Origin of the sequence: Streptomyces sp. CB03238 (assembly GCF_002099185.1) — a bacterium.
GTDB lineage: Bacteria > Actinomycetota > Actinomycetes > Streptomycetales > Streptomycetaceae > Streptomyces.
On record NZ_NBCN01000038.1, the window covers coordinates 37,301 to 62,492 of the forward strand.

Annotated in this window: 22 protein-coding genes and 6 pseudogenes; 14 read left to right on the forward strand and 14 right to left on the reverse strand. The window is 69.7% G+C overall.

Going from position 1 to position 25,192, the window contains the following annotated elements; genetic code table 11:
* Positions 1-244 precede the first annotated feature (244 nt).
* The 6 genes from BKD26_RS41825 to BKD26_RS36825 all read left to right on the forward strand — a co-directional run bounded on the left by BKD26_RS41825 (position 245) and on the right by BKD26_RS36825 (position 3,545).
* Positions 245-703: a hypothetical protein gene (locus BKD26_RS41825; RefSeq protein ID WP_241519020.1), complete on the forward strand. Its 459-nt coding sequence runs from the start codon at positions 245-247 to the stop codon at positions 701-703.
* A gap of 47 nt (positions 704-750) precedes the next feature.
* Positions 751-984: a hypothetical protein gene (locus BKD26_RS41830; protein ID WP_241519021.1), complete on the forward strand. Its 234-nt coding sequence runs from the start codon at positions 751-753 to the stop codon at positions 982-984.
* A gap of 20 nt (positions 985-1,004) precedes the next feature.
* On the forward strand, positions 1,005-1,730 hold the full coding sequence (locus BKD26_RS36810) for a hypothetical protein (RefSeq protein WP_143662776.1): 726 nt from the start codon (positions 1,005-1,007) through the stop codon (positions 1,728-1,730).
* 23 nt (positions 1,731-1,753) lie between these two features.
* On the forward strand, positions 1,754-2,470 hold the full coding sequence (locus BKD26_RS36815; protein ID WP_084907308.1) for a VWA domain-containing protein: 717 nt from the start codon (positions 1,754-1,756) through the stop codon (positions 2,468-2,470).
* Complete coding sequence (locus tag BKD26_RS36820; protein WP_084907310.1) at positions 2,467-3,024, forward strand: HutD family protein; 558 nt, start codon at positions 2,467-2,469, stop codon at positions 3,022-3,024. The genes BKD26_RS36815 and BKD26_RS36820 overlap by 4 nt, the downstream gene beginning before the upstream one ends.
* A 95-nt stretch (positions 3,025-3,119) precedes the next feature.
* Positions 3,120-3,545 carry a hypothetical protein gene (locus BKD26_RS36825; protein ID WP_084907311.1) on the forward strand — a complete coding sequence of 142 codons (426 nt, stop codon included), beginning with the start codon at positions 3,120-3,122 and terminating at the stop codon, positions 3,543-3,545.
* 6 nt (positions 3,546-3,551) lie between these two features.
* Here the strand turns inward: BKD26_RS36825 and BKD26_RS36830 are convergent, their stop codons facing one another.
* Positions 3,552-5,105: a protein kinase gene (locus BKD26_RS36830; RefSeq protein WP_084907313.1), complete on the reverse strand. Its 1,554-nt coding sequence runs from the start codon at positions 5,103-5,105 to the stop codon at positions 3,552-3,554.
* Positions 5,106-5,124: 19 nt separating this feature from the next.
* Complete coding sequence (locus BKD26_RS36835; protein ID WP_084907360.1) at positions 5,125-5,877, reverse strand: serine/threonine protein kinase; 753 nt, start codon at positions 5,875-5,877, stop codon at positions 5,125-5,127.
* Positions 5,878-6,035: 158 nt separating this feature from the next.
* On the opposite strand from BKD26_RS36835, the gene BKD26_RS36840 reads away from it, so the two are divergent.
* The 3 genes and pseudogenes from BKD26_RS36840 (at position 6,036) to BKD26_RS36850 (ending at position 8,724) form a co-directional block, all read left to right on the forward strand.
* Positions 6,036-6,938 carry a hypothetical protein gene (locus BKD26_RS36840; RefSeq protein ID WP_084907315.1) on the forward strand — a complete coding sequence of 301 codons (903 nt, stop codon included), beginning with the start codon at positions 6,036-6,038 and terminating at the stop codon, positions 6,936-6,938.
* 74 nt (positions 6,939-7,012) lie between these two features.
* Entirely contained in the window at positions 7,013-7,495 is a 483-nt protein-coding gene (locus BKD26_RS36845; RefSeq protein ID WP_084907317.1) for a hypothetical protein, read from the forward strand.
* A gap of 181 nt (positions 7,496-7,676) precedes the next feature.
* Positions 7,677-8,724, forward strand: a pseudogene (locus BKD26_RS36850) (IS481 family transposase).
* Here the strand turns inward: BKD26_RS36850 and BKD26_RS36855 are convergent.
* Positions 8,721-9,548: a sulfurtransferase gene (locus BKD26_RS36855; RefSeq protein WP_084907319.1), complete on the reverse strand. Its 828-nt coding sequence runs from the start codon at positions 9,546-9,548 to the stop codon at positions 8,721-8,723. The pseudogene BKD26_RS36850 and the gene BKD26_RS36855 overlap by 4 nt on opposite strands.
* Before the next feature lie 245 nt (positions 9,549-9,793).
* Between BKD26_RS36855 and BKD26_RS36860 the strand changes: the two genes are divergently transcribed.
* Positions 9,794-10,570 (forward strand): VOC family protein, encoded by a 777-nt coding sequence (locus BKD26_RS36860; RefSeq protein ID WP_084907321.1) that lies wholly within the window; start codon positions 9,794-9,796, stop codon positions 10,568-10,570.
* 1 nt (position 10,571) lies between these two features.
* Here BKD26_RS36860 and BKD26_RS36865 read toward each other — a convergent pair.
* Positions 10,572-11,215, reverse strand: a pseudogene (locus tag BKD26_RS36865) (thymidine kinase).
* A 75-nt stretch (positions 11,216-11,290) separates the two neighbouring features.
* On the opposite strand from BKD26_RS36865, the gene BKD26_RS36870 reads away from it, so the two are divergent.
* Positions 11,291-11,500, forward strand: a complete 210-nt coding sequence (locus BKD26_RS36870; protein WP_143662777.1) for a hypothetical protein — start codon at positions 11,291-11,293, stop codon at positions 11,498-11,500.
* A 1,749-nt stretch (positions 11,501-13,249) separates the two neighbouring features.
* Here BKD26_RS36870 and BKD26_RS36880 read toward each other — a convergent pair.
* The 3 genes and pseudogenes from BKD26_RS36880 to BKD26_RS40730 all read right to left on the reverse strand — a co-directional run bounded on the left by BKD26_RS36880 (position 13,250) and on the right by BKD26_RS40730 (position 14,795).
* A pseudogene (locus BKD26_RS36880) lies at positions 13,250-14,188 on the reverse strand (DNA methyltransferase).
* Between the two features lie 40 nt (positions 14,189-14,228).
* A complete protein-coding gene (locus BKD26_RS40725) occupies positions 14,229-14,393 on the reverse strand; it encodes a hypothetical protein (protein WP_179166844.1) in 165 nt (54 codons plus the stop codon).
* Positions 14,394-14,501: 108 nt separating this feature from the next.
* Positions 14,502-14,795, reverse strand: a complete 294-nt coding sequence (locus BKD26_RS40730) for a hypothetical protein (RefSeq protein WP_179166845.1) — start codon at positions 14,793-14,795, stop codon at positions 14,502-14,504.
* Here BKD26_RS40730 and BKD26_RS41835 point away from each other — a divergent pair.
* Positions 14,770-14,865 (forward strand): hypothetical protein, encoded by a 96-nt coding sequence (locus tag BKD26_RS41835; RefSeq protein ID WP_241519027.1) that lies wholly within the window; start codon positions 14,770-14,772, stop codon positions 14,863-14,865. The genes BKD26_RS40730 and BKD26_RS41835 overlap by 26 nt on opposite strands.
* A gap of 325 nt (positions 14,866-15,190) precedes the next feature.
* Here the strand turns inward: BKD26_RS41835 and BKD26_RS36890 are convergent.
* Both BKD26_RS36890 and BKD26_RS36895 read right to left on the reverse strand, forming a co-directional pair.
* A pseudogene (locus BKD26_RS36890) lies at positions 15,191-15,948 on the reverse strand (VOC family protein).
* Positions 15,949-16,533: 585 nt separating this feature from the next.
* Complete coding sequence (locus tag BKD26_RS36895) at positions 16,534-20,283, reverse strand: WD40 repeat domain-containing protein (protein ID WP_241519023.1); 3,750 nt, start codon at positions 20,281-20,283, stop codon at positions 16,534-16,536.
* 345 nt (positions 20,284-20,628) lie between these two features.
* Between BKD26_RS36895 and BKD26_RS40735 the strand changes: the two genes are divergently transcribed.
* Positions 20,629-21,072, forward strand: a complete 444-nt coding sequence (locus BKD26_RS40735) for a hypothetical protein (protein WP_084907327.1) — start codon at positions 20,629-20,631, stop codon at positions 21,070-21,072.
* A gap of 238 nt (positions 21,073-21,310) precedes the next feature.
* Here the strand turns inward: BKD26_RS40735 and BKD26_RS36905 are convergent.
* Both BKD26_RS36905 and BKD26_RS40000 read right to left on the reverse strand, forming a co-directional pair.
* A pseudogene (locus BKD26_RS36905) lies at positions 21,311-21,821 on the reverse strand (VanZ family protein).
* Between the two features lie 208 nt (positions 21,822-22,029).
* Positions 22,030-22,233, reverse strand: coding sequence for a hypothetical protein (locus BKD26_RS40000; RefSeq protein ID WP_143662779.1), 204 nt, complete (start codon positions 22,231-22,233; stop codon positions 22,030-22,032).
* An 86-nt stretch (positions 22,234-22,319) separates the two neighbouring features.
* Between BKD26_RS40000 and BKD26_RS36910 the strand changes: the two genes are divergently transcribed.
* Complete coding sequence (locus BKD26_RS36910) at positions 22,320-22,667, forward strand: hypothetical protein (protein ID WP_084907329.1); 348 nt, start codon at positions 22,320-22,322, stop codon at positions 22,665-22,667.
* On the opposite strand, the pseudogene BKD26_RS36915 reads toward BKD26_RS36910, so the two are convergent.
* The 3 genes and pseudogenes from BKD26_RS36915 to BKD26_RS40740 all read right to left on the reverse strand — a co-directional run bounded on the left by BKD26_RS36915 (position 22,637) and on the right by BKD26_RS40740 (position 25,061).
* Positions 22,637-23,832 (reverse strand): annotated as a pseudogene (locus tag BKD26_RS36915) (IS110 family transposase). The gene BKD26_RS36910 and the pseudogene BKD26_RS36915 overlap by 31 nt on opposite strands.
* 398 nt (positions 23,833-24,230) lie before the next feature.
* Complete coding sequence (locus tag BKD26_RS36920; RefSeq protein WP_084907332.1) at positions 24,231-24,536, reverse strand: hypothetical protein; 306 nt, start codon at positions 24,534-24,536, stop codon at positions 24,231-24,233.
* A gap of 222 nt (positions 24,537-24,758) precedes the next feature.
* A complete protein-coding gene (locus BKD26_RS40740) occupies positions 24,759-25,061 on the reverse strand; it encodes a DUF2267 domain-containing protein (protein ID WP_179166846.1) in 303 nt (100 codons plus the stop codon).
* Positions 25,062-25,192 lie beyond the last annotated feature (131 nt).

Genomic DNA, 25,192 nt, shown 5'->3' on the forward strand with positions numbered 1-25,192 from the left:
CCACCCGAGCGGCACCCGCCCGGCGCCCGGCGAACGCGCCGGGCACCCGCCCCGCCCCGCCCCCGGCGGTCACGGGCACCCCTCATACGTCCCGTACAACGGCGTGCGGAACACAGCAGCGCCTGCCGTGTCCCCGACCGGACCATCGGCAGGCGCTGCGCCCTGTGTGCGCCAGGTGCGCCCTGTTGGGGGGCGGGGCGGGTCTCCTACGATCGGTTACCCGATCGGGGGAGGGGGAGCGCCCATGGCGTCGCCGGAGCGGACCGCGCGGACGAACCGAGTGGAGCGGGCGGTCGCCTTCTGCCTGCGCAACTTCGAGGTGGTCTTCGCGGCCGGGATCGGCCTGACCATCGGCTTCCTGGACATCTTCGGCGACAAGCTCATCGAGTCCGACCTCGCCTCCGGCGCCACCCTCGTGGTCCTCGGCGCCCTCGCCATCGGCTCCCTCTCCGAGCGCACCCGCCGCCCGCACGCCATCCGGGAAGCCATGGAAGGCACCGGCCGCGCCATCGAGGACCTCACCATGGTCTGCTCCCTGGCCGGCAACGAGGTCCGCGAGGCGCTGCGCGAAGCCCGCCAGGGCACCAACCTCTGGTACTTCAAGGGCGGCACCGGCACCTACCTCCGAGCCGTCACGCTCCCCAGTGCGTACGCGCCGCCAAGGAGCACCGCTCCCAGCTCAACGTCAAGATCGAGATACTGAACCCGGCGGACGAACAGGCCTGCAACGCCTACGCCCAGTTCCGCCGCATGTTCTCCGCGAGCCGCCCCCAGAGCTGCGACGTGTGGACCGCCGCCCGTGCCCGCAAGGAGTCGTACGCGACGGTCCTCGCCGCCTGCTGGTTCCGCATGCAGCTGACCATCGACGAGGTACGCGCCCTCTTCGACGCGCTCGCGCTGCCCCTGCCCCGTACCTTCACCGACGCCGACGTCGGCGAGGTCATCGCCAAGGCCCTGCACGCCGAGGACCCCTACGGGAGGTGAACCCCCTGGCCATGGACCCCATGCGCACACACGTGGACACCTACCTGCCCGTCCTGGAGGAGATCGCCTCGGGGAAGCGGGACCTGCCCGCCGTCCGGCACCCGCTGGGCTTCCTGTGCCTGCCGCTGCTCAGAGAGGGACCCGACGGCGTCTGCGTCCACCTCTTCGGCGGCGACGACCGGCACACCACCGACGTCCCGCCGCTGCACGCCCACAGCTGGGAGCTGCGCAGCCACGTCCTGTACGGGGAGGTCGGCAACGTGCGCGTACGGATACGCGACGACACCGACACCCCCACCCACCGCGTCTTCGAGGTGCGCAGCGGCCCCGACGGCGTGGACGAGATACGGCCCACCGCGCGGCTGGTGCGCGGCCAGGAGGGGCCCGTGCGCCGCAGCCCGGCGGGGGAGACGTACGCGCTCGGCGCGGGCGAGTTCCACACCACGGTGGTGACACCGGGCCGGAGCGCCGCCACCCTCGTCCTGGGACGGTCCCTGCCCGGCGGACGGGACCTGTCGCTCGGCCCGCTCGACGGGCCGCCGCGCCGCACGGTCCGCCGGCTGTACGGCACCGAGGCGACCATGCGGGCCGTGCGTACGGCCCTGGGGGATCCATCGGGGGTTACAAGTACGAGGGACGTGGCGGGCGAGTTCTGGCACGTGGTGGGCATGTACCGGTTCCAGCCGGGGGAGTTGGACGAGTACCTGCCGGGCGTGCGCCGCCTCCCGCTCGGGGAGGAGCTGTGACGGTCATCGCATAGTCTCCCCGTATGCCGATCAGCCTGCAGAAGATGGAAGAGACGGCCCCGGCCCTGGTCAGCCTCTACAAGAGCGCGGGCGTGTCGCTGCACAAGCACGGGCTGAGCGGCGAGCGCGCCGCCGTCTACCTGGTCATCGACTACTCGGGGTCGATGAAGCCGTACTACAAGGACGGCAGCGTCCAGGCCCTGGCCGACCGGGTGCTGGGCCTCTCGGCCAACCTCGACGACGACGGGCGCGTGCCGGTCGTCTTCTTCTCCACGGACATCGACGCCGAGACCGACATCGCGCTCGACGACCACCAGGGCCGGATCGACCGGATCGTGGCCGGACTCGGCCACATGGGCAAGACCAGCTACCACCTGGCCATGGACGCGGTCATCGACCACTACCTGGACAGCGGCGCCACCGCCCCGGCGCTCGTCGTCTTCCAGACGGACGGCGGCCCCATCAACAAGCTCGCGGCGGAGCGCTACCTCTGCCGGGCCGCCAAGCTGCCGCTGTTCTGGCAGTTCATCGGCTTCGGCGACCCCGGCAGCCGCCAGTTCGACTTCCTGCGCAAGCTCGACGAGCTGGCCGTCCCCGCCAAGCGGTGCGTCGACAACGCGGGCTTCTTCCACGCGGGCGCCGACCCGCGCCGCGTCCCGGACGCCGAGCTGTACGACAGGCTGGTCGCCGAGTTCCCCGGCTGGCTCGCCGCCGCCCGCGCCCAGGGCATCGTCCGATGAGGGCGCCGCGCGTGCTGCGGGCGGCCGACCGGACGGCGGTGCCGTGGAAGAACGGCGGCGGCGTCACCCGCGAGGTCGCCGCCTGGCCGGAGGGCTCCGGTGTGGACGGCTTCGACTGGCGCGTCAGCCTCGCGGACGTCGGCGCGGACGGGCCGTTCTCCGCGTTCCCCGGTACGGAGCGGATCCTGACCGTCGTCGACGGCACGGGCATGGGCCTCACGGTCACCGGACGGCATCTGCTCGCGGAGCGGTACGCCCCCCGGCCCTTCCCCGGCGACGTCCCCACCCACGGGCGGCTTCTCGCCGGCCCGGTCGTCAACCTGAACGTGATGCACCGGCGGGGCCCGGTCACGGCGGCGGTCGCGGTCGTACGGGGCGGGCTGCCCGTGGCGGTCGCGGTGGACGCGACGGTGCTCGTCGTCGCCCTGGACGGCCCGGCGGAGGTGGCGGGCGTGGAACTGGGGCGGTACGACGCGGTGTTGTGCGACGAGCCCGGGGTGGACCTGCGTACCGACGGGCACGCGGCGGTCGTCACGCTACGCCGGACGGGCTGACCCGGCCGTGTGATCGTGCCCGCCCGTTCGTGACCGGGCGTGTCCGGCGGGTAGGGCTGCACCTCGGGGTCGGCCACCGGACAGGAGACATTCACATGCGCCGTGCAGGTTTCGTCGTCGCCACCACGACCGCGCTCACCCTGACAGCCGCCGGGCAGGGCTGGGCGACCACCTCCAGCGGCGACATCACCGCCAGCTGGGGAGACCGGACCCGCATCGAAGTGACCTGGGTCGACCGGAACTCCTTCCACAACGGAACGCTCGCCGTCGCCGACCAGACGTGCGACGACAAGTCCCTCTACGCCACCCTCACCATCCGCACCGGTTCCGGCAACACCCTCTCGCTGGGCGACAAGCACAACACCGGCGGCTGCGGCACGACCGCCGACTTCCGGAACCTCCGGGCCACGGACGCGAGCGGCATCAGAAGCCTCACGATGACCCTGTGCCGCCGGGGGCCCGGAGCGCCCGACCACTGCGAGACCCGGTACATCGCCGCCAACCCCTACTACGGGTTCTGACACCTGTCAGCGTGTGTACTCCTTCAGGTGACGGAGCACCTCATCCACGTGCGGGCGGGTGCGCTCCGGAACGCCGCGGGCCTCGATCACGGTCTTGTCGCTGGTGCGGTAGCCGGCGGCCATCAGCGCGTGCAGGTTGTCGTGCAGCCCGTTGTCCTTGAAGCGCTGGTCGAGCCAGCACGTGAACACGGCCATGGTCGCGATGGCGTCGGGAGGTGACATGTGGTCCTTGTCCCCGTCCCCGTCGCCGTCCACGGCCCACGCCTGGAACACCGACGGCGTCCACATGGCGATGCCGTACTCCCCCGCCGCGGGCCGGGAGGCCCGCGGGTCGAAGCCGCTCTCGGCCTTGAGCATGGCGGCGAGGAACGCCGGTGTGACCTCGGGGTCCGTGCAGCGCTTGGCGGCGGCGGTGATGGTCGCGCGCAGGGCGACGGGCACGTCCGAGTCCGCCGGAATCGCCCCGGGCGGCCCGGACGCGGGTGCGGTCTTCGCGGGGGGCTTCGCGGGCGGAGCGGCGCCCTTGCCGTCGGACGTCCCGTCGGGCAGCAGCGTCAGCGTGGCGGCCGTGACGGCGGCCAGCCCGAGACCGGTCCCCAGCAGCAGGGCCGTACGCCGGAGGCGCGGCCGGGTACGCGCACCCTCGTGGAGGTCCCGCACACGCCGGGCCAGCTCCTCCGCGCCGAGCGCCGCCCGAGAGGCGTGGTCCGGGGCGAGGCAGGCGCCGATCAGCTCGCGCCACTCCGGCCGCACGCTGTCGTCGAGGCGCAGCTGCGCCGACCCGGCGGCGTAGGCCTGCGCGGCGAGGGCCCGGGCCCGCGCGGTGCCGCCCGGGAAGGGGTGGAGGCCGCCGGTCAGCACCTGGTGGGCGAGGACGCCGAAGGCCCAGATGTCGGCCGTCTGCCGGACGGCGGTGCCGCGATTGCCGGTCCGCTCGGACCACCACTCGGGCGGTACGTGGTCGAGGGAGCCCAGCGGCGGGATGTACGCGTGGGTGCCGTCGAGCTCCACGGTGAGCCCGAAGTCGGCGAGGCGGACGGCGTCGTCCGGGCCGAGCAGGATGTTGGCGGGCTTCAGGTCCGCGTGGACCCAGCCACGGGCGTGCATGTGGGCCAGCCCGGCGGCGACCCCGCCGAGGATGCGCCCGGCGCCGGGGACAGGGGTGCCCTGCCCGCCGGCCGTGATCAGGTCGTGCAGGCTGCGCTCCGCCCGGTCCATGACCAGCGCGGTCACGCCGTCGAGGTCGGGCCGGTCCGGGTCGCGCAGGGTGACCACGGTGCGGGTGCGCACCAGGTTCGGGTGCTTCGCCTCGCTGCTGAACCGCACCTCCTGCCGGATCAGTTCCTCCATGGACGCCCGCTGCCCGGGGGTGAGCAGGTCTGTCCGGAGCAACTTCACGGCGACCGGCGCCGCGTCGGGGGCCGGCGCGGCGCCGGGCACCCGCTCGGCGGCGTAGACGGTGCCCCAGCTGCCGGATCCGAGCAGGGTCGTCACGGCCCAGTCGGCGATCCGGTACCCCGCGGGCAGGTCGAGGGTGGGGGCGTTGTGGTGGGGGTCCATCCTCGAAGGGCCTTTCGGTTCAGCGTCTGACGGGTGGGGGCAGGAGGCGCAGGTGTTCTTCGCGTACGAGGTCGAAGCGGAGCGCCAGGGAGACGAGCCGGCTCCGCTTGGCGCCGCCCGCGGCCGGCTCGTCGGGGTCCTCGCGCAGCCGCAGTTTGGCCGTGGCGAGATAGTCGATGTGGTAGTTGACGGCCGACCGGGACAGGCCGGCGCAGGACGGCAGGGGCCGCAGCCGTTCGACGACCTCACCGACGCCCGGTACGGCCGCGTCCGACGGGGAGCGCAGCCTCGGCTCGCACAGGGCGAGCAGCACCAGGAAGTACTTGGAGGTGGGGTCCAGGGAGAAGGGCGTGGTGGTCGGCTCGCCGGCGGCGGGGTCGCTGCCCGGCTCCCGGTACGCGTGCTGCGGCGCGAACACCTTGAACTCCACCGAGCCCTCGGCCGCGGGCAGGATCACCCGCGACAGCTCGAACGGCACGGGCGCACCGATCCGGCCGGGCGCGACCTTGATGTGCTCACCGGCGCCTTCCATGTTCTCGACGACATAGGTGGCGCCCTCGCTGTGGTTGGACAGCCGCCAGTAGTCCTCGGTGGCGGTGATCTGCCCGGCGTACCGGGAGACGCCGGGGTCGTCGAGGGGAATGGGGAGCGGAGCCCCGGGCGTACCCCTCCCGAAGTCGGCGCTCTGACCCGGGCTCATATGGAGGAGGCGTGGCCTGGGGGGCGGCTCGTCCGGGTACCGGTGAGCCGGTTCGGGCAGCTGGACAGTCACGGTCGTCACGGGGGCATGACAATAGCGACTGCCCACCCACGGACGCATCACCTCCGGCCACGCCGGTCCTGACATCCGTCAGGACCGGCGTGGCCGCCCCGGCCTCTAATGTCGGGCCTCGTAGGAAAGAGGTACCGAAGCAACGGGGGAGCATCGGTATGAAGCGGACGTTCGCCGGGGTCGCCGCGGCAGTGCTGGCCACCGTCGTGGCGACCCTGGTGACGGGGTGCACGGGCGACACACAGCACTCGCGGAATCCGGCCGTCACTGCGGCAACAAACCGTCTGCGGCCGCTCACCGAGGCCGAACAGCTCCGCGTCTCGGACGCCCAGCAGCGGCTGATCAAGGACTGCATGGCCCGCAAGGGCTTCACGTACCACGAGGCCGAGCGGCTGAGCCTGGAGGAGAGCCGCACGTTCGGCTATGTGTCGGACGACGTCGCCTGGGCCCGTGAGCACGGCTACGGCAGCCGCATTCGGGCGAAACACGAACGGGGCAGGACCGCCAACCCCAACGTCGCCTACCGCCAGGGCCTCCCGGCCGAGCGCCGCGCGGCGTACGACAAGGCCCTGGACGAAGGGGTGGACGCACCGGAGCTGACGGCCGGGCTGCCCAGCGGCGGAACGGTCCGCAAGCGGGTGGGCGGCTGCGTGGCCGAGTCCGAGAAGCAGCTGTACGGGGACCCGAAGGCCTGGTTCCGGGCGGAGAAGACCGCCATGAGCCTCCAGCCGCTCTACGTCCCCAAGGTGATGGCCGACCAGCGCTTCGCCGCGGCCCTGAAGGACTGGTCGCACTGCATGAAGCGGGCGGGCCACCCGTACCGGGACCCGGCCGAGGCCCGCCAGGCGGCGCATGCCCTCGCCTTCGAAGCCGAGCGGAAACTCGCCGTCGCCGACGCGACCTGCACCAGGGACACCCGTCTGAGGGTCATCGGCAAGGAGCTGGAGACGCGGTACGTCAACGCGCTGCGCGGACAGTACGGCGAGGCGCTCGACACGTACGACCGGCTGCGGCTCCGGGCGCTGGCCCATGCCACGAAGCTCGTCGCCCCCCGCGCCTGAGCGCGCCCACACACGCCCACGGTCGTCGCCGTGGACCGGCATGCCTCCGACGAGGCAGACAAAAGGAGTGAACGATGCGCAAGTTGGGCACAGCCCTCGCAGCCCTGGGCCTGGCGGTCCTCGGCGTCGCGGTCCCCACGTCCGCCCAGGCGGCGCCCCAGGGTGCCTACTGCGACTACGAGTGGAACCAGCACGGCCGTGACGGACTGGTCCGCGCCTGGAACGGCTACGACTGCACGGGCACCCTGCTGGGGGCGACCCCGGGCGACGACTACGCCTGGGGCGACAGCTCGGGCGCCTTCACGGGGACGGAGTACGCCCAGCCCAAGTCCGTGATGAACAGCGGCTACGTCGGCAACCTGGATGTCGTCGCGTTCTACCGCACCAGCGGCTACCGCTACGAGTACGGCTACGTCTGCCTCTCGCCGTACGAGCTGTACGCCGACGACCTGTCCGACAACTACTACACCAACAACGGTGGCCTGGTGCTCAACAACATCGGCTCCCACCGCTGGGTGAACGCCTCCGGCTGCGCCGCCAACAGCTGGCTCACCTGACCGTCCCCCCTCCCGCACCGACGGCCCGCCTTCCCCCCGGCGGGCCGTACGCGTGGTCTAGGTGTTCTGTCTCGGGAGGTTGTGGACGGGTGAGCCAGGTCTCGGCTGAGGGATCTTGAACGAGTGAGGGCCTTCCGGTTCGGTGTGGATTGCGACGTCTACACCAACAGAAAGGCCCTCGGTGCCCCACCGTAATGCACCTCTGACCGAGACCGGACGCCTGCGCCTGGCCCGCTGCGTGGTCGAGGACGGCTGGCCGCTGCGGCGGGCCGCCGAACGCTTCCAGGTCTCACCCAGTACGGCCCAGCGGTGGGCCGGCCGCTACCGCACGCACGGCGAGGCGGGCGTGGCAGACCGCTCCAGCCGGCCCCACCGCAGCCCTGGCCGCACGCCGACCCGCACCGAGCGACGGATCATCAAGGTCCGCCTGCTGCGCCGGTGGGGACCGGCCCGCAGGACGGATCATCAAGGTCCGCCTGCTGCGCCGGTGGGGACCGGCCCGCATCGCGCACTTCCTGCACCTGGTGCCCTCGACGGTGCACCGCGTCCTCACCCGCTACCGCCTGGCCCGCCTGTCCCATCTCGACCGGGCCACGGGCCGCATCGTGCGCCGCTACGAACGTGACCGACCCGGCGAACTCATCCACGTCGACATCAAGAAACTGGGCAACATCCCCGACGGCGGCGGGCACAAGGTCCACGGCAGAGCCCAGGGCGGCCGCAACAGCTCCGCGCACCGCGACCCCACCCGACCCCGCCCCTGCCACGGCCGCCCCAACCTCGGCTACAGCTACCTGCACACCGCCGTCGACGACCACTCCCGCCTCGCCTACAGCGAGATCCTCCCCGACGAGAAGAAGGAGACCGCCACCGGCTTCTGGCAGCGGGCCCACGCCTTCTTCAGCCGGGCCGGGATCACCGTCGAGCGGGTGCTGACCGACAACGGCTCCTGCTACCGCTCACGCGACTGGCGCGACGAGCTGACCCGGGCAGGCATCCAGCACAAGCGCACCCGGCCCTACCGGCCCCAGACCAACGGCAAGGTCGAACGCTTCAACCGCACGCTGCTGGAGGAATGGGCCTACGCCCGCCCCTACCGGTCCGAAGCCGAGCGCCGGGCAGCATTCCCGCAATGGCTACACACCTACAATCACCACCGCGGACACACCGCGCTGAAAGGCCAACCACCCGCCAGCCGCGTCCCCAACCTCACGGGTCAGTACATCTAGCCGCGTGCCGGGCCCTTGGCTACCGGGCGGGCGGGGTCGGACGACCAGTCGGACCAGGAGCCCGCGTACAGCGCCGCCCGGATGCCCGCGATTTCCAGGGCCAGGACCTCCTGGGCGGCCGAGACGCCCGAGCCGCAGTAGACGCCGACATCTGGGGCGTCGGTCGCGCCCAGGGCCTTGAAGCGGGCCGCCAGGGCCTCGGCCGGCAGGAAGCGGCCGCTCTCGTCGACGTTCTCCGTCGTCGGGGCCGAGGCCGCACCCGGAATGTGACCGGCCACCTTGTCGATCGGCTCCACCTCGCCCCGGTACCGCTCCCCCGCCCGCGCGTCCAGCAACAGGCCCGTCCGGGCCAGCGCCGCCGCCCCGTCCGCGTCCAGCAGCGGCAGGGCGCCCGGCTCGGGCGTGAAGTCCCCGGCCACGGGTGTGGGCGTGTCCGTCGACAGCGCGCCCCGCCAGGCCGCGAGGCCCCCGTCCAGCACCCGTACGTCCGGGTGCCCCGTCCAGCGCAGGAGCCACCACGCCCGGGCGGCCGCCCACCCCTGGCCGCCGTCGTAGGCCACGACCCGCGAGTCGGCGCTTACGCCCGCCCGGCGCATCACCGCCCCGAACTCCGCCACGTCCGGCAGCGGGTGCCGGCCCCCGGCGCCGGGCGGTCCCGCCAGCTCGGTGTCGAGGTCGACGTACACGGCGCCGGGAATGTGGCCCGCCTCGTAGGCCGGACGGCCGGGCGGGCCGCCCATGTGATAGCGCACGTCCAGGAGGGCCGGGGGGCGCTCCGAGGAGAGCTCACTCGCGAGTTCGGTTGCCGAGATGATGGGATTCATGACGCCATCCTCGCGCAGGCGCGGGCGTACGGGTCCCCGTGATGGTCACGGTGAGGATGGGCAACGAATTTTCGGGCATCTTCCTGCGGGATCGCGCCAATTCACGGCGCGGCCGGGGCGCACCGCGCGGCGGGTGATGCAAGCATCTGACGGGGCGTACAGCCGGGCCTACAGCCGGTGGCCGGCACGGCACGCGCGCCCGGTCCCCCGCACGGCCACGACGATGGTCCGAGGAGAGAGTGACGATGACCGAGGCGACTCGGCGCAAACCCGGTACACCCTGTTGGGTGAGCTTGATGGTGCATCACCTTGACGCGACGCAGGAGTTCTACGGGGCGCTGTTCGGCTGGCGGTTCCAGCCGGGTCCGCAACAGCTCGGCCCGTACGTGCGCGGGCTGCTCGACGGCAAGGAAGTGGCGGGTATCGGCCAGCTTCCGGCCGACCGGGACCTGGCGATCGCCTGGACGACGTACCTGGCGTCCGACGACGCCGACGAGACCGCGGAGACGATCCGGTGCAGCGGCGGCACGGTCGCCGTCGGCCCGCTCGACGCCGCCGACGCGGGACGGCTGGTGGTCTGCTCCGATCCGACCGGCGCCGTCTTCGGGGTCTGGCAGGCCGCCGCGCACCTCGGTACGGCCGTCGTCGGCGCCCCCGGCGCCCCGGCCTGGAACGAGCTGCTGACGCAGGAGACGGAATCGGTCAGCAAGTTTTACAAGGCGGTGTTCGGGTACGAGCTCGATCCTGTCGTCTCGGCCGATCTGGACCTGGTGACGCTGAAGGTCGACGACCGCCCGGTCGCCTCGCTGCACGGCGTCGGCACCAGCCTGCCGCGCGACCGGGGCGCACACTGGATGACCTGGTTCGAGGTCGCGGACACCGATGCTTCGGCGCAGCGGGTGACCGAGCTGGGCGGTCAGGTACTGCAGGCGCCGCGCGACGACCCGGCCGGGCGGCTGGCGACCGTCGCGGATCCGGAGGGCGCGGTCTTCACGATCGTACGGTCGGCCGGGCGGCCCTGAGCTACTCGGCCGGGACCGGCAGCACGTCCGGCGAGAGGGCGGCGGCGCGGGCGGTGGCGGCCGTCATACGGCGCCGGTGGTGGCGGCAGAGCACCTCGTACCCGACCTCACGACGTCGTCACCGGCGTTGACGTCGCCGACGACGACCTGGGCGCCCTCGACGACCATCTCGCCGCCGACGGTGCGCGCGTTGTGGGTGGCCCGCGCGCCGCACCAGCACAGGGCCTCGACCTGGAGCACCTCGACACGGTCGGCGAGTTCGACGAGGCGCTGGGAGCCGGGGAAGAGCTTGGAGCGGAAGTCGGTGGTGATGCCGAAGGCGAAGACGTCCAGTTCGAGGTCGTCGACGACGCGGGCGAGCTGGTCGATCTGCTCGGGCGCGAGGAACTGGGCCTCGTCCGCGATCACATAGTCGCAGCGGCCGCCCTTGGAAAGGTGGGCGACGAGGTAGGCGTAGAAGTCGAAGCCCTCGGCGGCCTCGACGGCGTCGGTGACCAGGCCGAGCCGGGAGGACAGCTTGCCCTCGCCGGCCCGGTCGTCGCGGGTGAAGATCATGCCCTGGAGGCCGTGCGCGGAGCGGTTGTGCTCGATCTGCAAAACGAGGGTCTTTGCCGATATCTGGAACTCGCGTGACGACGAAGGCAAGCAGCTCTTCCTCAAAGAATACCGGGTGAAGGTGCAAGTCTACCGAGATCCCGTCCCTGGCCAACTGTTCGGGTGATGGTCGAATTCGGTGATGTCCAGCGTATGGCCAAAGCCCTGCGTGTTGAGATGACCGACGATGTCGCGCATGGGGTCATCACGGTCAACCTCCCCACGGAGCAGCACGTGCGCGACGGCCTGCTGAACGAGCGCCAGCTGCGTATCGCGCTCGATACCGTCGACGCCATCGAGACGGCATTGCGCATCGCCGAAGACGATGCCAGGTAGTCCCACAGGATACTTCTGGGGCCGGCTGCCGCAGATTCTGGTTATGTCCGTCGGTCTGCGGCAGCATTCCGTCGCTGGAGATGCCCGATTTCACAGTGGAGGTGCCTTCGAACCACGTGCAATCCTCGTGCAGTATCCCTGCACAGTGCGCGATTGGTCACGAGATACTTCACGGTGACGCTGCACAGGTCATCTGTCACCTCGACCACGTCGATCCCGCCGAGGTACCGCGCTGCGCATGCGCAGATGTCGGCCTCGTCTCTCTCGTTCCTCTTCCCGTGGTCTTGCTCAGCAGAAGTCGGCCCGTCGTCTCCGCCACCCGCCACATACGTTTCGACAGCTTCCCGGCACGTTCTCCGAGGAGTTCTGCAGCAAGGTGTTCCGCTTCGACGCGCGTGGTGCCCCTCCGAACACGCCTCATTGTTAGTCCGCCCAGTGCTGCGCCGACGTGAAGGACAGTCCTCGCCAAGGCCGCAACCCTGTGCACCCTCTCTGGACGGGGGTACGCCGGTCACCGCTTATCTCCCACTCGTTTCAGCATCGGCGCGGAGGTCCGTCGCGGAGCAGCAGGTGCAGCGCTAGAGCGGCTTGTTGAGGAACGACGCTGTTACCGAGAAGGCGGAGTTGGGAGGCGCGGCTGCGATGTTCGGTGTCGGTGACCCAGCCGTCGGGCAGCCCCATCATCCACTCAACGAAGTCGGCGGACAGCCGACGCGTGCCGGTTGCGGTGGCCATGGGCGCGGCGCGTTTGGTCACGTGCTCCCATCGGCGGATGGCCGGGAGGTAGGCGCCCCACCAGTCGGCAGGCGAGTGACCGTGGTTCTCAGGTTCCTTCCGCCCTTGCGCTTCGGGGTCGTCCCCGCGCCGCCGTTCGCATCTGACAGGTCGGAGTGGGCAGCAGGAACCCGGCATCCTCTACGGGGGCCGGGCAACTGCCTTCCACCGACGAACTGCCCTCGGGATGGCGCAGCAGGGCAGAGGGCGATTCCTCGGCCGTCCCAGCCGGTGCTGCAGTGAGCCCCGCCGCCGTAGAGGCAAGGGTGCGACTGCCGTTGCCGTGCTTCTGATTCGGTGAGCCTTTGGCACCGTCGCGGGCCTTGCGGTGGTTGGGGTGCTGGCAGCCGCCGTTGGTGCCGAGGTTCGCCGTCGGAGTTTTGAGCAGGCGTGGCTGCGGTGTGCCGGGCTCCGGGCCAGGCGGTAAGGAAGACGCGTTCGCGGCGGTGTGGGGCGCCGATGGCAGAAGCGCGTAGGCATGTCCAGCTCGTGTCGTACCCGAGGTCGGCCAGGTCCGCGAGTAGCACGCCCAATGCGCGCATACGGGGTGGATCGGATGGGTCTCCCATACACCGCGTGCAGGGTTCCAGGTGGCGAAGTGTGTGGGTTCCGGCGGGGGTGGAGAGCAGGCCGCGGACATTCTCGATCACCACCAGGCAGGGTCTGAGCGCGCGGATAGCGTCGGTGACGTGTTGCCAGAGGCCGGACCGGGTACCGGCGGCCAGGCCGGTACGGGGTCCGGCGACGGAGAGATCCTGGCAGGGGAACCCGGCGGTGAGGACGCACACGGGGTCGACTGTGGTCCAGTCGACTGTGGTGATGTCGCCGTGGTTCGGGGCCTGCGGCCAGTGGCGGGCGAGGACTTGAGTGGCGTGAGGGTCGTTCTCGACGTGCCAGACGACGCTCGCCCCGAGCGTCCGCTGCACTCCGAGGTCAAGGCCGCCCATCCCGGAGAAAAGGCTGCCGATGAGAAGGTCAGTGGCAGCCATGCGGCCCTTCCCCCGCACAGGTTCGAGACCGGAAGTTGGCATCACGCGCAGGGAACCCTGCCGTTCGGCGTGTGCACGTTGGCCGGTCGGCTGTGGTGGCCCCGCCAGGGCGCGTGAAGACGAGGACATCTTCGTGCTGGACGACGGCCAGGGGGATGCCCTGGCGGCGAGCGTCGCGAACGTTCTTCATCTGGAAGAACGAGGGCCGCGCGACGAGTCGGCTGTCACGGATGCCGGCGAGGAGGGCAACGCAGCGTTCTGCGGGGATCAGGCCGGCGGCTCAGCCGGCGCCGAGGACGGCGGAGGGCAGATCGATGAGTTCACCGCGTTCCCTCCAGGGCCCGGTGGTGACGACGACGGTGCCGCCGGGGCGGAGCATGACGCGACACTGCTCCAGGGTCTTGGTGAAGGCTTCCAGAAGCCGGTCGGTGGAGACGTGGGCAAGGTTGGAGGGGTCATGGCTGTAGCGGTAGTCCTTCTTGGCCACTCCCCGTTCGCCGGTCTCGCGGGTGGAGCGCACCTGTCCGTGCACAGAGTTCCCGTACGGCGGTGAGGTGATCACGAGGTCCACCGTGCCGTGGAGCGCGGCGGGGATGAGTTGGGTGAGCCGGCGGGCGTCGCCGCACTGCACGGCTCCGGTGCCTCCGCCGCCTTGGTGGGTGGCGGCAGCGGCGTTGTGGCGGGCGAGGTCGGCCCACTTCGGTTCGTACTCGACGCCCAGCGCGCTACGGCCGAGGTGGATGGCTTCGACGAGCGTGGTGCCGATGCCGCACATCGGGTCGAGGACGAGGTCGCCGGGGCGGGTGTATGTGGTGACGGCGTGGACGGCGATCTGCGGCAACATCTTGGCTGGGTGGGCCGCCGAGCCGGGCACGTAGCGGCCCTTGCGCTGCGCCGGGGCGGAGGTCGGGGCGGTGTTCCACACGGATAGGGGGAGGGCACGGCGATGTCTCCTCGGTCTTGGTCTACGCGTGGCGGATCGCGGACAGGTCGATCAGGTCGCAGTGCGCGACGCCGCGGGAGGCGTCTTCCGGAAGGGCGGGAACCAGGCGGTCGCCGACCGGATGGCCGTAGACGACCACGATGTGCTGGCGGTAGCGGAATCCTGCGGTGCGGGCGGCGGCGATCAAGGTTTCGAGTAGCTCGGTGAGACGGCTTCCCTCGCGGCGCTGGCGGGTGGCCAGGAGCAGGAAGCCGCCTTCGGGGAGGAGGCGGTGGGCGCGGTGGAAGAAGCCAGGTCAGCCATCCTCGATCGCGCTCAGCACCTGGCTTCCACCGACCGGCAGGTCCTCGGTAGCGGCGGGGAGGGTGTCCGGGTGGAGCTCGGCGAGGAGCATGAACGGCCTCTTTCGGCCGTCCTCGTCGTCGGCCGTGGTGGTGAAGGGAGTGGTCGGGATACGGGCGTCCATGCCGGGTGCCGTGTCCCGGATCGCGATCTTCAGCAGAAGGGCGGGCCTGTGGGCGGGGCGTCCGACGAAGGACGCGACCCGGGACTGGGAAGCTCTCGTGCACCGGGCGCTCACCGCTGGCATCCCGGCACCTCGCATCGCCCAGCTCACTGGCCTCAACCCTCAGGCCATCGGTCCTCTGACTCAGGCATGACTTCATCAGTGCCACCTGGCGGCGCGATGAGTAAAACGTGAGAGGGGCTGATGATTGAGGGGTTGGAGGGTGGACGCGGCATTTGCTTTGGAATCGCATCGGGCAGATGCGCTGCTGCTGGTGGCAGCGTCGGTCGCGTTCTCCCGCGTGTACACGGGCGTGACTATGTCAGCGACGCCCTCGTCGGTGCCGCTCTCGGCCAGGGTGCGGCTTACGCGGTCGGGGCCTGGTGCTCCGCTTGCCCGTGCCTGCTCGGCCACGCGTGGATGCCCCAGCTGAAGACAGCTCTGCCCCGGTCCGAAGCTTCATCGCTGAGGCCGCCTCTTCATGCTCCGCTATCTTTCTCTCCGGTCCGTCCTCCGGCGCTGGCCGCCCCGCTAGTCTTCGCGTAACTCCCCCTAAAGCGTGCGAGGTCGCCGTGGGCCGACTGCTGTTCCTCGGCGGTGAGGTGAAGCCCGGCATCCTCGGTGAGCACGGATGCGGCGGTTGTTCCGTCGCCCAGGCGAATCGCGATGTCCGCGCGCAGCACCAGTAGGCGTAGCCGCTGCACGTGAGTGGGCTGTTCGTCCGGGAGATTCAGCACTCGGTCGATGACCTTCGCGGCCGCCGTCGTGTCGTCCTTCGAGTTCGCGAGGAGGGACGCGTGGTGCAAGGCACGCGCGAAGGTCTCCTTGGGCGCGGGCCGGTGGTGCTGGTTGTCACTGATCTTCTGGCCGATGCGGATCCAGTTGCCGCCAGGGTCGGTCATCAGGAACTGGCGCACACCGTACGACATGTCCTTGAGAGGACCTATGCGTGGCAGCCCACGGGTAGGGACGCGTCCGTACGCGGCCTGAGCCCGGACCGGAAGGCATTGTGGAGTTGGTCGACGTCGTCGGTAAGGACGTAGCACGTGCTGTACGACTCGGCCGGTTTGTACTGCTCCATTGCAAAGAACTGGAACTCGATGGCACCACGTTCCACGACCGCGTACGGGTTGGGACTCTTCTGCAGGAAGGTCACCTCGAAGCCGAGGGCCGTGTAGAAAGTCAAGGACAGGCTGGGGGTTCGGCACGGCAGGATCGGAATCGTTTTCACGCCCATAGCCCCACCCTGGTCAAAATTGAATACGAGTGCCTGGATAGCAGCGTGAGTAGCAGTAGAGACGTCACCATGGCCAGTCAGGCGGACCGCGCCCATGGGTACCAGGTATGACCCGGACAGCAGGAAGATCCCCGACACCGCTCGTGCCATTCATACGCGTGGTCTCAACCCGGTACAGCAGATGCACCCGCCGGCCTCGGCGGGCAGGGAGGTGTCGATCCTGCGCAGCTCGTCGCCCTCGGCGGGCCGAGGCCCGGCCTGTGTCTCAGAGCGGGCCCGCTCTGTAGCGCGGCTCGTCAAGTCCGTCGACCGCCCATCGCCGGAGCTGGGGGAGTTCAGCTCAGAACTGGCCCGCATCGCCGGCCAATAGCGCCCCGTGGCTGGGCTCCGCGTGGTCCCCCTTCGATGCCCGCCGACCGTGACGTTTGAAGGTCTTGCTTCGGTGGTGCAGGCACCCGCGCCGTGGCTGACTGCTGTACCCGGTGGCCGTTGTTGCGAGCCGAGGTGGAGCCGGGAGCCGGGTTGCGTGCCGCGCACTCGTCGGATGAGGTGACGCGTCCAGTAGCACGCCGGGATGCCAAGGCATCACCCGCAGGTGCGGCGGTGGGGAGCGCCGGGGGAGAAGCGTTCCCACTCCTGAGGAGTGAGGTTGCGCGAAACCGTGGCGCACAGCTGTGCGACGGTGCGCTCGGCATCCGTGTTCCACAACACAGTCTTGGTGTCGACGCCGCCTGTTGCCAGCGTCCTGCCGTCGGGACTGAAGGCAAGGGTCCTCACCTGCCGTGTGTGCCCGGTGAGGATGGCTGCCTTCTGGCGGTCGGCCAGGTCCCACAGCACCACGGTGGTGTCCTCATCGGCCGTGGCCAGCGTGCTGCCGTCGGGGCTGAAGGCGACGTCCAGGGCGGAGGAGTCGCTGGTGAGCGTGGCCAGACGGGTGCCGCGGGCGGTGTCCCAGAGAATGACGGTGCGGTCGAGACCTGCCGTGGCCAGCGTGCGGCCGTCTGGGCTGAACGCGACCGCCCGAAGCGATCCCGTGTGACCGGTCAGGGTCAACCGACGGGAGCGCCGGGCGACATCCCACAGGACTGTGCTGCCGTCGTGGCCCGCTGAGGCTAGCGTACGGCCGTCCGGGCTGAACGCCACTGCGTTTGCGCCCCACTTGGCCCGAGTGGCAGGGCCGTCCCCCCGGCCCGTACGGGCCGGCCGCGTCCCATGAGTGAGGGTGGCCAGGCGTGTTTTCCGGCCGGTGTCCCAGAGGGTGATGGAGTCGTCGGCGGCGGCGGTGGCCACCGTGCGGGAGTCAGGGCTGTATGCCACGCGGAGAACTCGATCCGCGTAGCCGGTGAGCCGGGCAGTGCGGCGGAAGGGCGCGGCCGTCTGCCACAGGGTCAGGGTGTAGTCCCCGGCCCGTGGCGGATGTACGGCGCTCCCGGTGGCGGTGGCCAGCTCGCGGCCGTCTGGGCGGAATGCGACCCCGTTCACTTGTCCTGTTCGCCCGCTCAGCGTGGCCACGCGGTTGCGGTAGCGCAGGTCCCACAGCCCCGCAGTGCCATCGTCACTGGCGGTGGCCAGAGCGCGGCCGTCAGGGCTGAAGACGACCTCGTTGACACGGTCGGTGTGGCCGGTCAGGGCGATACGGCTTGGATCCCACAGCGTGATGGTCCCGTTCTCCCCCGTCGAGGCGAGCAGCGGCTTGGGGCCGGGTGCGAAGGCCAGACCGTAGATGTTCGTTCCATGTCCGGTCAGGGTGGCCGTGCGGGTAGCCCGCGTCGCGTCCCAGAGCATCACGGTTCTGTCCAAGCCGCCGGTGGCCAGCATCCGGCCGTCCCGGCTGAAGGCGAGGGCGCGGATTTCTCCCATGTGTCCGGTGAGGGTGGCCGTGCGGGTGCCACGATCGGCGTCCCACAGGATTGCTTTGTGATCGTTGCCCGCAGAAGCGATGGTTTGGCCATCGGGACTGAACGCCAGTGCCGTCACGGCATCGCCGTGGCCGGTCAGGACCGCCTTTCGGGTACCGGTGTCCGCGTCCCACAGTCTCACCGTACGGTCCGTCCCGGCCGTGGCGACGGTGCGACCGTCAGGGCTGAAGGCCACAGTGCTGATGCCATCCTTGTGGCCCTGAAGCGTGCGCCGCTCCAGCCCTTTGGCGGGGTCCCACAGGATGACCCGGCCATCCGTGGAAGCTGAGGCCAGGGTGCGTCCATCCGGGCTGAACGCCAGGCTCTTGACCAGTTCGGTGTGGCCCGCCAACGTGGCGATACGCTTGCGGGTCGCGGCATCCCACAGAACCACCTTGGTGTCGTCGCCGCCTGTGGCCAGCATGCGGCCGTTCGGGCTGAACGCCACGGCTCTCAGCCATGTGTGATGCGCGGTGAGTGTGGCGATGCGCGTGCGCCGCCGCGCGTCCCAGAGCATGATCTTCCGGTCGCGGCTGACGGAGGCGAGCGTTCCCCGTGGGCCGAAGGCGATGTCGGACACGGCGTCACTGTGGCCGGTGAACTCGGTCTGATGGTACTGGTAGGTGGACATTGTCAGCAGCGCACCGCGCGCTTCGGCAGTCGGGGCCGTACGGTATGCCTCCACGCTCAGCAGCTTCGCCACAAGTGGCCGGGTTGGGGCCAGCGCCAGGGCCTGTGCGGCCAGTTGGCGGGAAAGGGTGATCTGTCGCTGGTGGACAGCTTCCTGCCGCTGCTGCACCGCCACCACGCCTGCCCCCGCTGCCACGATGAGGAGCATGGCGAGAGTGGCGGCAAGCATCTGTAGATGGCGGTGGCGGCGGACTTCCGCGGCCCGCTCGGACTCCTCCAAGCGGAGGCTGGCGTCGAAGAAGTCGCGTTCGACGGCGTTGAGCTCTTCGCGGGATCCCTCTCGGGCTGCCCATTCGCGCAGTACCGACAGTCGGTTCCCGCGGTACAGGGCACCGCTGTCCCGGCCGAGTTCATCCCATGCCTGGGCGGCCTCGGTGAGCCGGCGCTGGGTCACCAGGCGGCTGCGGTCGTCGTCGATCCATCGCCGAAGCCGGGGCCAGGAGGTGATGAGGGCTTCATGGGCGAGGTTGACGCTGTGATCGTCGAGGGTGACCAGCCGGGCTTTGGCCAGGCGCTCAAGAACTCCGCTGGTGTCGCCGCCAGCGCCTGTGCGGTCGGCGGGCGGCATGTCAGCACTGTGCAGGCCGAGTTCGGCGAGGTCGACGGGGCGCCGGGTGTCCTGTGTCCCCTCACCCGGGGTGATCAGGCGTAACAGGATATGGCGGGCTGCGGCAGCCTGCTGGGAAGAGAGTCCGCAGTAAATCTCTTCGGCGGTCTGCGCGATGGCGCCGTGGATGCCCCCCGTCGCTTGGTAAGCCTCCAGGGACAGAGTGCGGCCATGGCGTCGGCGCCAGGTCTCCAGCAAGGCGTGGGACAGCAGCGGCAGTCCGCCTGGCTCCTCGGCCACCTCCTCGATCAGGCGGGCCGTCAGAGCCCGCTCGACCACCAGCCAGGCAGCGGCCGCGGGCTTGACAATGGCCTCCCGCAGTTCGGCCGACGTCATCGGAGCCACGGGGAGGCTGGAGTCCCGGATGACGGTGGCCAGGCCGGAGTGTTGCAGGCAGCGGCCGTAGAAGTCCGCCCGCACACCCAGCACAACGCGCAGCCGACTGCCGCAATCGCGGGCGCTCAGCAGCCGCGTGACGAACCCGTCCCGTTCGGCAGGGTCGCGGCAGAGGGTGAAAACCTCCTCGAACTGGTCGACGATCAGCCAGGTGTCCCCGCTGCCTCTGGCTGGAGCGAACAGCTTCCCGTGCTCGCGGAGCGGGCGAGCTCCGGGGGTCAGGATCCTGATGGCGGCCGGACCCAGCAGCGGGTCCGGGTTGTGACGCAAGCGCGGAATCAACCCGGCGCGCAGGAGCGAGGACTTGCCGCTGCCTGAGGGGCCGAAGACGGTGGTGACTCGTCGGCTGCCTGCACAGTGGAGCAGGTCGTCGGTCAGACGGCTGCGGCCGAAGAAGCGGTCGCTGTCGCCGACGTCGAAGCGGGCCAGTCCCTGATACGGCGCATAGGACGTCTCCTCGTCCGGGACTGCGGCCCGCGCGACCTCACGGCGGGCCTTACGCCAGCGCCGTTCCCAATCGCCAGTATCTCCACCGCACGCTCTCACGTACGCCAGCGTCACCGGCAACGACGGCAGTTTCTCCCCAGCGGCTGCCTGCGCCAGCGTAGCCACCGAGTACTCCGTCTCCTGCGCCATCACCCGATATGTCAGGGATCCGGCTTCCTCGCGGAGTTTGCGTAACTCATACGCGAATTGCTGCACCGGCCCCGCACTCGGATCGACCGGCTTCTCGCGACGCCCCACGACCACCCTCCTGTGTCCCCGTCCACCCCAGCACAGCGTCCGGAGCCCTAAAAGCCCCCTCCCAGCCAACCCACGCCTCGGTCTTCGACGACGTTTTTGTCCGGCGGCGCGGAAACGGGCTGCCAGACAACCCAGCCACTGAAATGTTCGGTGCAAGCCCGCAGCCGCTACGCCACTGGCCAGGTGCAACCACCACAGGCAGGAGCGGCGCGGCCCCGTCGGACAACCGCACCGGAGACATACCGACCGTGCTACCCGCCGATCGCCCTCGACGAGGACACCAGCGGGAACGCGGTATGGCACTCGGTGGTCCGGTCCAAAACAAGGCAAAGGAGAAACCATCCCATGAACTCACGCAAGCCCCTCGTCCTCGCCACCACCGTGGCGCTGGGCACCAGCCTGGCCATCGCGGCACCCGCCGCACAGGCAGAACAGGCGCCCAAGGCCTCGGCGTCCGCCTCGACCAGTGCTGAGCAGAACGCAAAGATCCAGTCCTGCTTCGGTACGGCCAAGAACTACACCAGTGCCCCTGGTGGCGGCGGCCGCAACGCGCACTGGCCCGGCACGGGCAGGTACGCCTACGCCACCAAGAACTGCGGCGACATCAACCTGAAGACCAACCACACCCGCCAGGTCACGGTCTGCTTCAAGAAGACCGGCAAGTGCAACGGCTGGAAGACCGCCAAGAAGGGAAAGTGGCTGGTGGCCGCCAAGGGCGTGAGGGACGGCGCCGGCTTCTACATCCAGTTCAAGGGACCGAACAAGAGCACCGGTAAGATCGCCTACTGAGTCGCTGAGCCGGGGTGAACCATCCGGGGCGCCGGGCAAGACCACCCGGCGCCCCGCCTTCGCGCGCTCGACCCGATGAGTAAGGCTTAGGCGTTATCTCATTCGGTGGACTCGGTAGGCTCTGGGCTCGTGGTGGGGATCATTGAGCGGGGCTGGTGCTGGATGAGTCTGCCCCCGACCTGGCAACCAGCCGAATGCGACCCTCGACACTGTCTACGATGGGCGTTCCTGCGGCTAATCAGCCGCCAGCAGTGGTCGGGCGTTTGGTGTAGCGGGGCCACCAGTGACGGCGCCTGGGATGCACAGCGCGGCCCAGGCGGCGACCCGATCAGCAGGTAGCCCAGCAGGGCGCCCGTCGTGTTCAGCAGAACGTCATCGATGTCGAAGGCCCGCCCGGTGATGAGGGCGCCTTGTACGAGTTCGACCAGCAGCATCACCAGCGCGGTGACCGCTGCTACCCGGAGCAGCCCGCGAGCACGGGGGACCAGCACGGGCAGCAGGACGCCGAACGGGATGCCCAGCAGGATGTTGCCGCCGAGCTGCTTGACGGTGTCGCGGAAGGCGGGCTGTGAGAGATAGTCGCGGATGGAATCCCCGGGGCGCAGATTGCTGTGTGTCAGTGCCTCGGAGGCGACCGAGGGGTGAAGCGTGAGCCTGGCCAGCAGCACCGCGAAGGCCACCGTCCCTGCGAAGGCCAGCAGTATGGCGGCCGCCCGGCCTCGCCGCGATAGAAGGGGCTTACCGGAGATTGGCTGGCGCGCCGCTTCCTTTAGCCTTGTCGTGCAGGACTGTTCGTGCCATTACGAGCCCCAGTCAGGGTGGGTCTGCTTGAGTCTTCCGTTACCCGCACCGGGAAGGCGGCACGCGTTCGAGGGCGGTTCACGCGGCGCTCACTTTCGAACTGCCTCGGCAGAGTTAAAGCCAAGTCACCCACCAAGGCGCCACAAGGACAGGCAGTTATCCCACTCGGTGTCCGGTGGCTGGCGGCAGGTTCTCGTTCAGCCGAGTGCGTAACAGCAGAAGCGCGTCGACATCGGCCTGCTGGGCGAACTGCTCCAAGAGCATACGGATGCGTACGTCGTCACCGCAGTGGACGGCCTGCACAATGCTGTTGATCAACACTTCCACGCCTGTGGCCAGTGGTGCTTCTTCCGCGTCCATCGGTGTCGACTACCCCGGTGCTGCCGGGCCAGGCGGGGGGGTGCCCCCTATGGGTTTGGTCAAGGCGGTGGGGCGAGGATGGCGCCATGACGATCTGGTTCCGTGCCTATTACGAGGATGAAGATCTGTGGCAGTACTTCGAGGCGGATGGTGAAGGCTGGGCGGTCCGTCAGGTTGAGATTCGGGGGGTGGATTCGCGGCCGGTGACGGCCGCGTCTCTGAAGGAGGTCCTGCATCTCCGTGATCACTGCGATCGGGCGGCGATGAGCCGGTATGAGAAGCAGTACGGAGTTCTGGCGGACGGCAGAGTCTTTGACGGCTGGGAGGACGAACTGGATGCCGATGAGCTTTCCGTTGAGGAGTTCGAGCAGGTGTGGGCTCGGGCGAGGCAGGCCCTGGGCGGTCAGGCAGACGTAGCGGGTCTCGGTTCGTAGAAGGTGCCGTCGCGGAGCATCGCGAAGAGCACGTCGGCCCGTCGTCTCGCGAGGCAGAGCAGGGCTTGGGTGTGGTGTTTGCCTTGGTTGATCTTCTTGTCGTAGTAGGCCCTGGAGGCCGGGTCGGCCAGGGCTGCGAACACCGACAGGAAGAAAGCCCGTTTGAGCTGCTTGTTTCCTCTCCGGGACGGTTGCTCACCGCGGATCGACGAGCCTGAACTCCTCGTCGCCGGGGCGAGACCGGCGTAAGCGGCGAGGTGGGCGGCGGACGGGAAGTCGCTGCCGTCGCCGACGTCGATGAGGATCCTGGCTCCGGTCCTGACGCCGATCCCCGGCATGGACGTCAGGACCTTGGAAAGAGGGTGGTTCGCCAGCAGTTCCTCGATCCGTCCGGTCAGGATTTTCCGCTGGTCGAGGACGGCGGTGAGCGAGCCGGCCAGGCTCGGGACGATCAGTGCGGCCGCGTCCGTGCCTGGGACGACGACGGTCTGTTCGTCGAGTGCGGTGAAGATCTCCTTCGCTCGGTCATCCGCGGGGCTTTCGGACGTATCAACGTGATCAACCGACGGCGTCCGGCTTTGCGGATCTGCGCCGGGGATCCGAACCGTTCCAGCAGCGTGAGGACGGCCGGGTGCTGGATGCGCGGGCCGAGGACTCGCTCCAGGTGCGGGTGGATCTGGGTGAGCAGGCCGCGGAGCCTGTTGGAGATGCGGGTGGCCTCGCCGGCGAGGTCGTCGTCGAAGCCGACGATCATCTCCAGCTCTGCGATGGTCTCGTCCTCGAGATCGACCGAGCGGAGGGTGTGAGGCATGACGCGTGCGGCGTCCGCGATGACGAAGGCGTCGCGAGCATCGGTCTTGGCCTCGCCCGGATAGAGATCGGCGATCCGCCGCATCGTCAGTCCGGGCAGATAGGCGACGGGGCAGCCCATGTCCCGGGCCACCGCCAGCGGCAGGGCTCCGATGGAGGCCGGCTGGTCGACCACGACGAGCACGGTTCCGTGCTTGGCCTGCAGCTTGCCGAAGACCTCGCGGAGCTTGGGCTCGCTGTTCGGCAGCCGCTTGTCGAAGGCTTTCTTCCCGGCCGGTGTGACGGCGGTGGCGTGGTGTTCGCCCTTGCCGACGTCCAGGCCGAGGAAGGCGCCGATGTCGCTGGTGTCGATCACGTGCGTCCTCCGGTCGTTCCCGCCTGGCCATCCCACGGCACCGATCGCCACATCCACATTACGAAGAGCCTCCCGACCTGCGAAGAAGCCGGTGGTCATGCCCCTAATCAGCGGTCTGTCGATGCCTCCGGAGCCAGTGACACCACCCCCCAGGCCATGCGTTCGACAGGGGGAGAAAGTCATGCCAACTCCGGAGGCCAGGCACCCCATTGCGGGGCCACCAAGAAGGTAATGGGGACGGCCGGCCCGGCAGCGCGAGGCCAGAACGGGGACACTGGACCACGCCTGCTCAACGGACAGGCGAGGGGATACACAGCGACAGGCACTGACCGCGACAAGCTTCCCAGCAACTCCACTTGAAGGGAGGACAAGCCTGCGGCTGACGGGTGCACTTCTTTTCACTCCTCCCTGCGTCTGCCGTGCCGCCCACACCACAGGGCGAACCGCTCGTTTTGCCACTCCAGGGCCCGCCGCACCTGCGGCACGGTCAACCCGGTGGCCTCGGCCAGATGGTCGATCCTGAGCTCCTCAGGGTGCTCGTCGAAAACCCTGGCGATCTTGCCTACCCACAGCTCTTCCTCAACGAACGGCCGTCCCCCGTATCGCTGGCACAGAACGGTCAGATGCTCTGGCGAGCAGGCGGTGAGGAAACGCCGCCCGTCGTAGCCCATGTCATAGACATAGACCGCCGAGGAGTCGGGCACGGCGGCCTGGACCGGAGGCCGTCGCCGATTGCCTGCTGACACAGGTTGCACGACAGGTCATGTGAAGTCACCCCTTCTGTTTACCTCAAGGGTTCTTACCCGCCTGGCTGATCACAGGAGGCCCATAACGAGTGCTCCTCAAAGCCCTGACCTGCCGAGCAGAAGCCCGTAGTCAGGGCCCAGCTGGCTCACTACGGGTCCGATCAGTGTCGGAGGGAGGGCTTAGGCAAAGGAGCTGAGCACCGCGCCAGCGTCCCACCGTGCGGTCGTGGTCTGGGTGCCCATCCGCTCGGCCACCCGGCGGAATAACTCCGCGGTCCCGAAAGTCTCGGCCTCTCCCCGTCTGGCGTCTTCGAATTCCGCGGCGAGAAACACCGGCAGTTCATCGGCCAGGGTTTGGGCGAGCTCGGGGCAGAGCCGAGAGGCGAGTACTTGCAGCACGGCGATGACCGCCTGCTCCGCCTGTTCCGGGGCGGCATAACCGCCGCGGTCGCACACCAGGGCCAGGAGCTCGTCGTAACTCATCCTTCTCCCTTCCGAAGCCGTGAGCCGGCGCTGTGACTGCCCTCGCCAACCCGGGCACGGGGAAAGAGGACCCACCGGTTGGCGAGGACGGCTCCCTCGACGTGCGAGCCAGCGGGCCCGCCCGCGTGAGG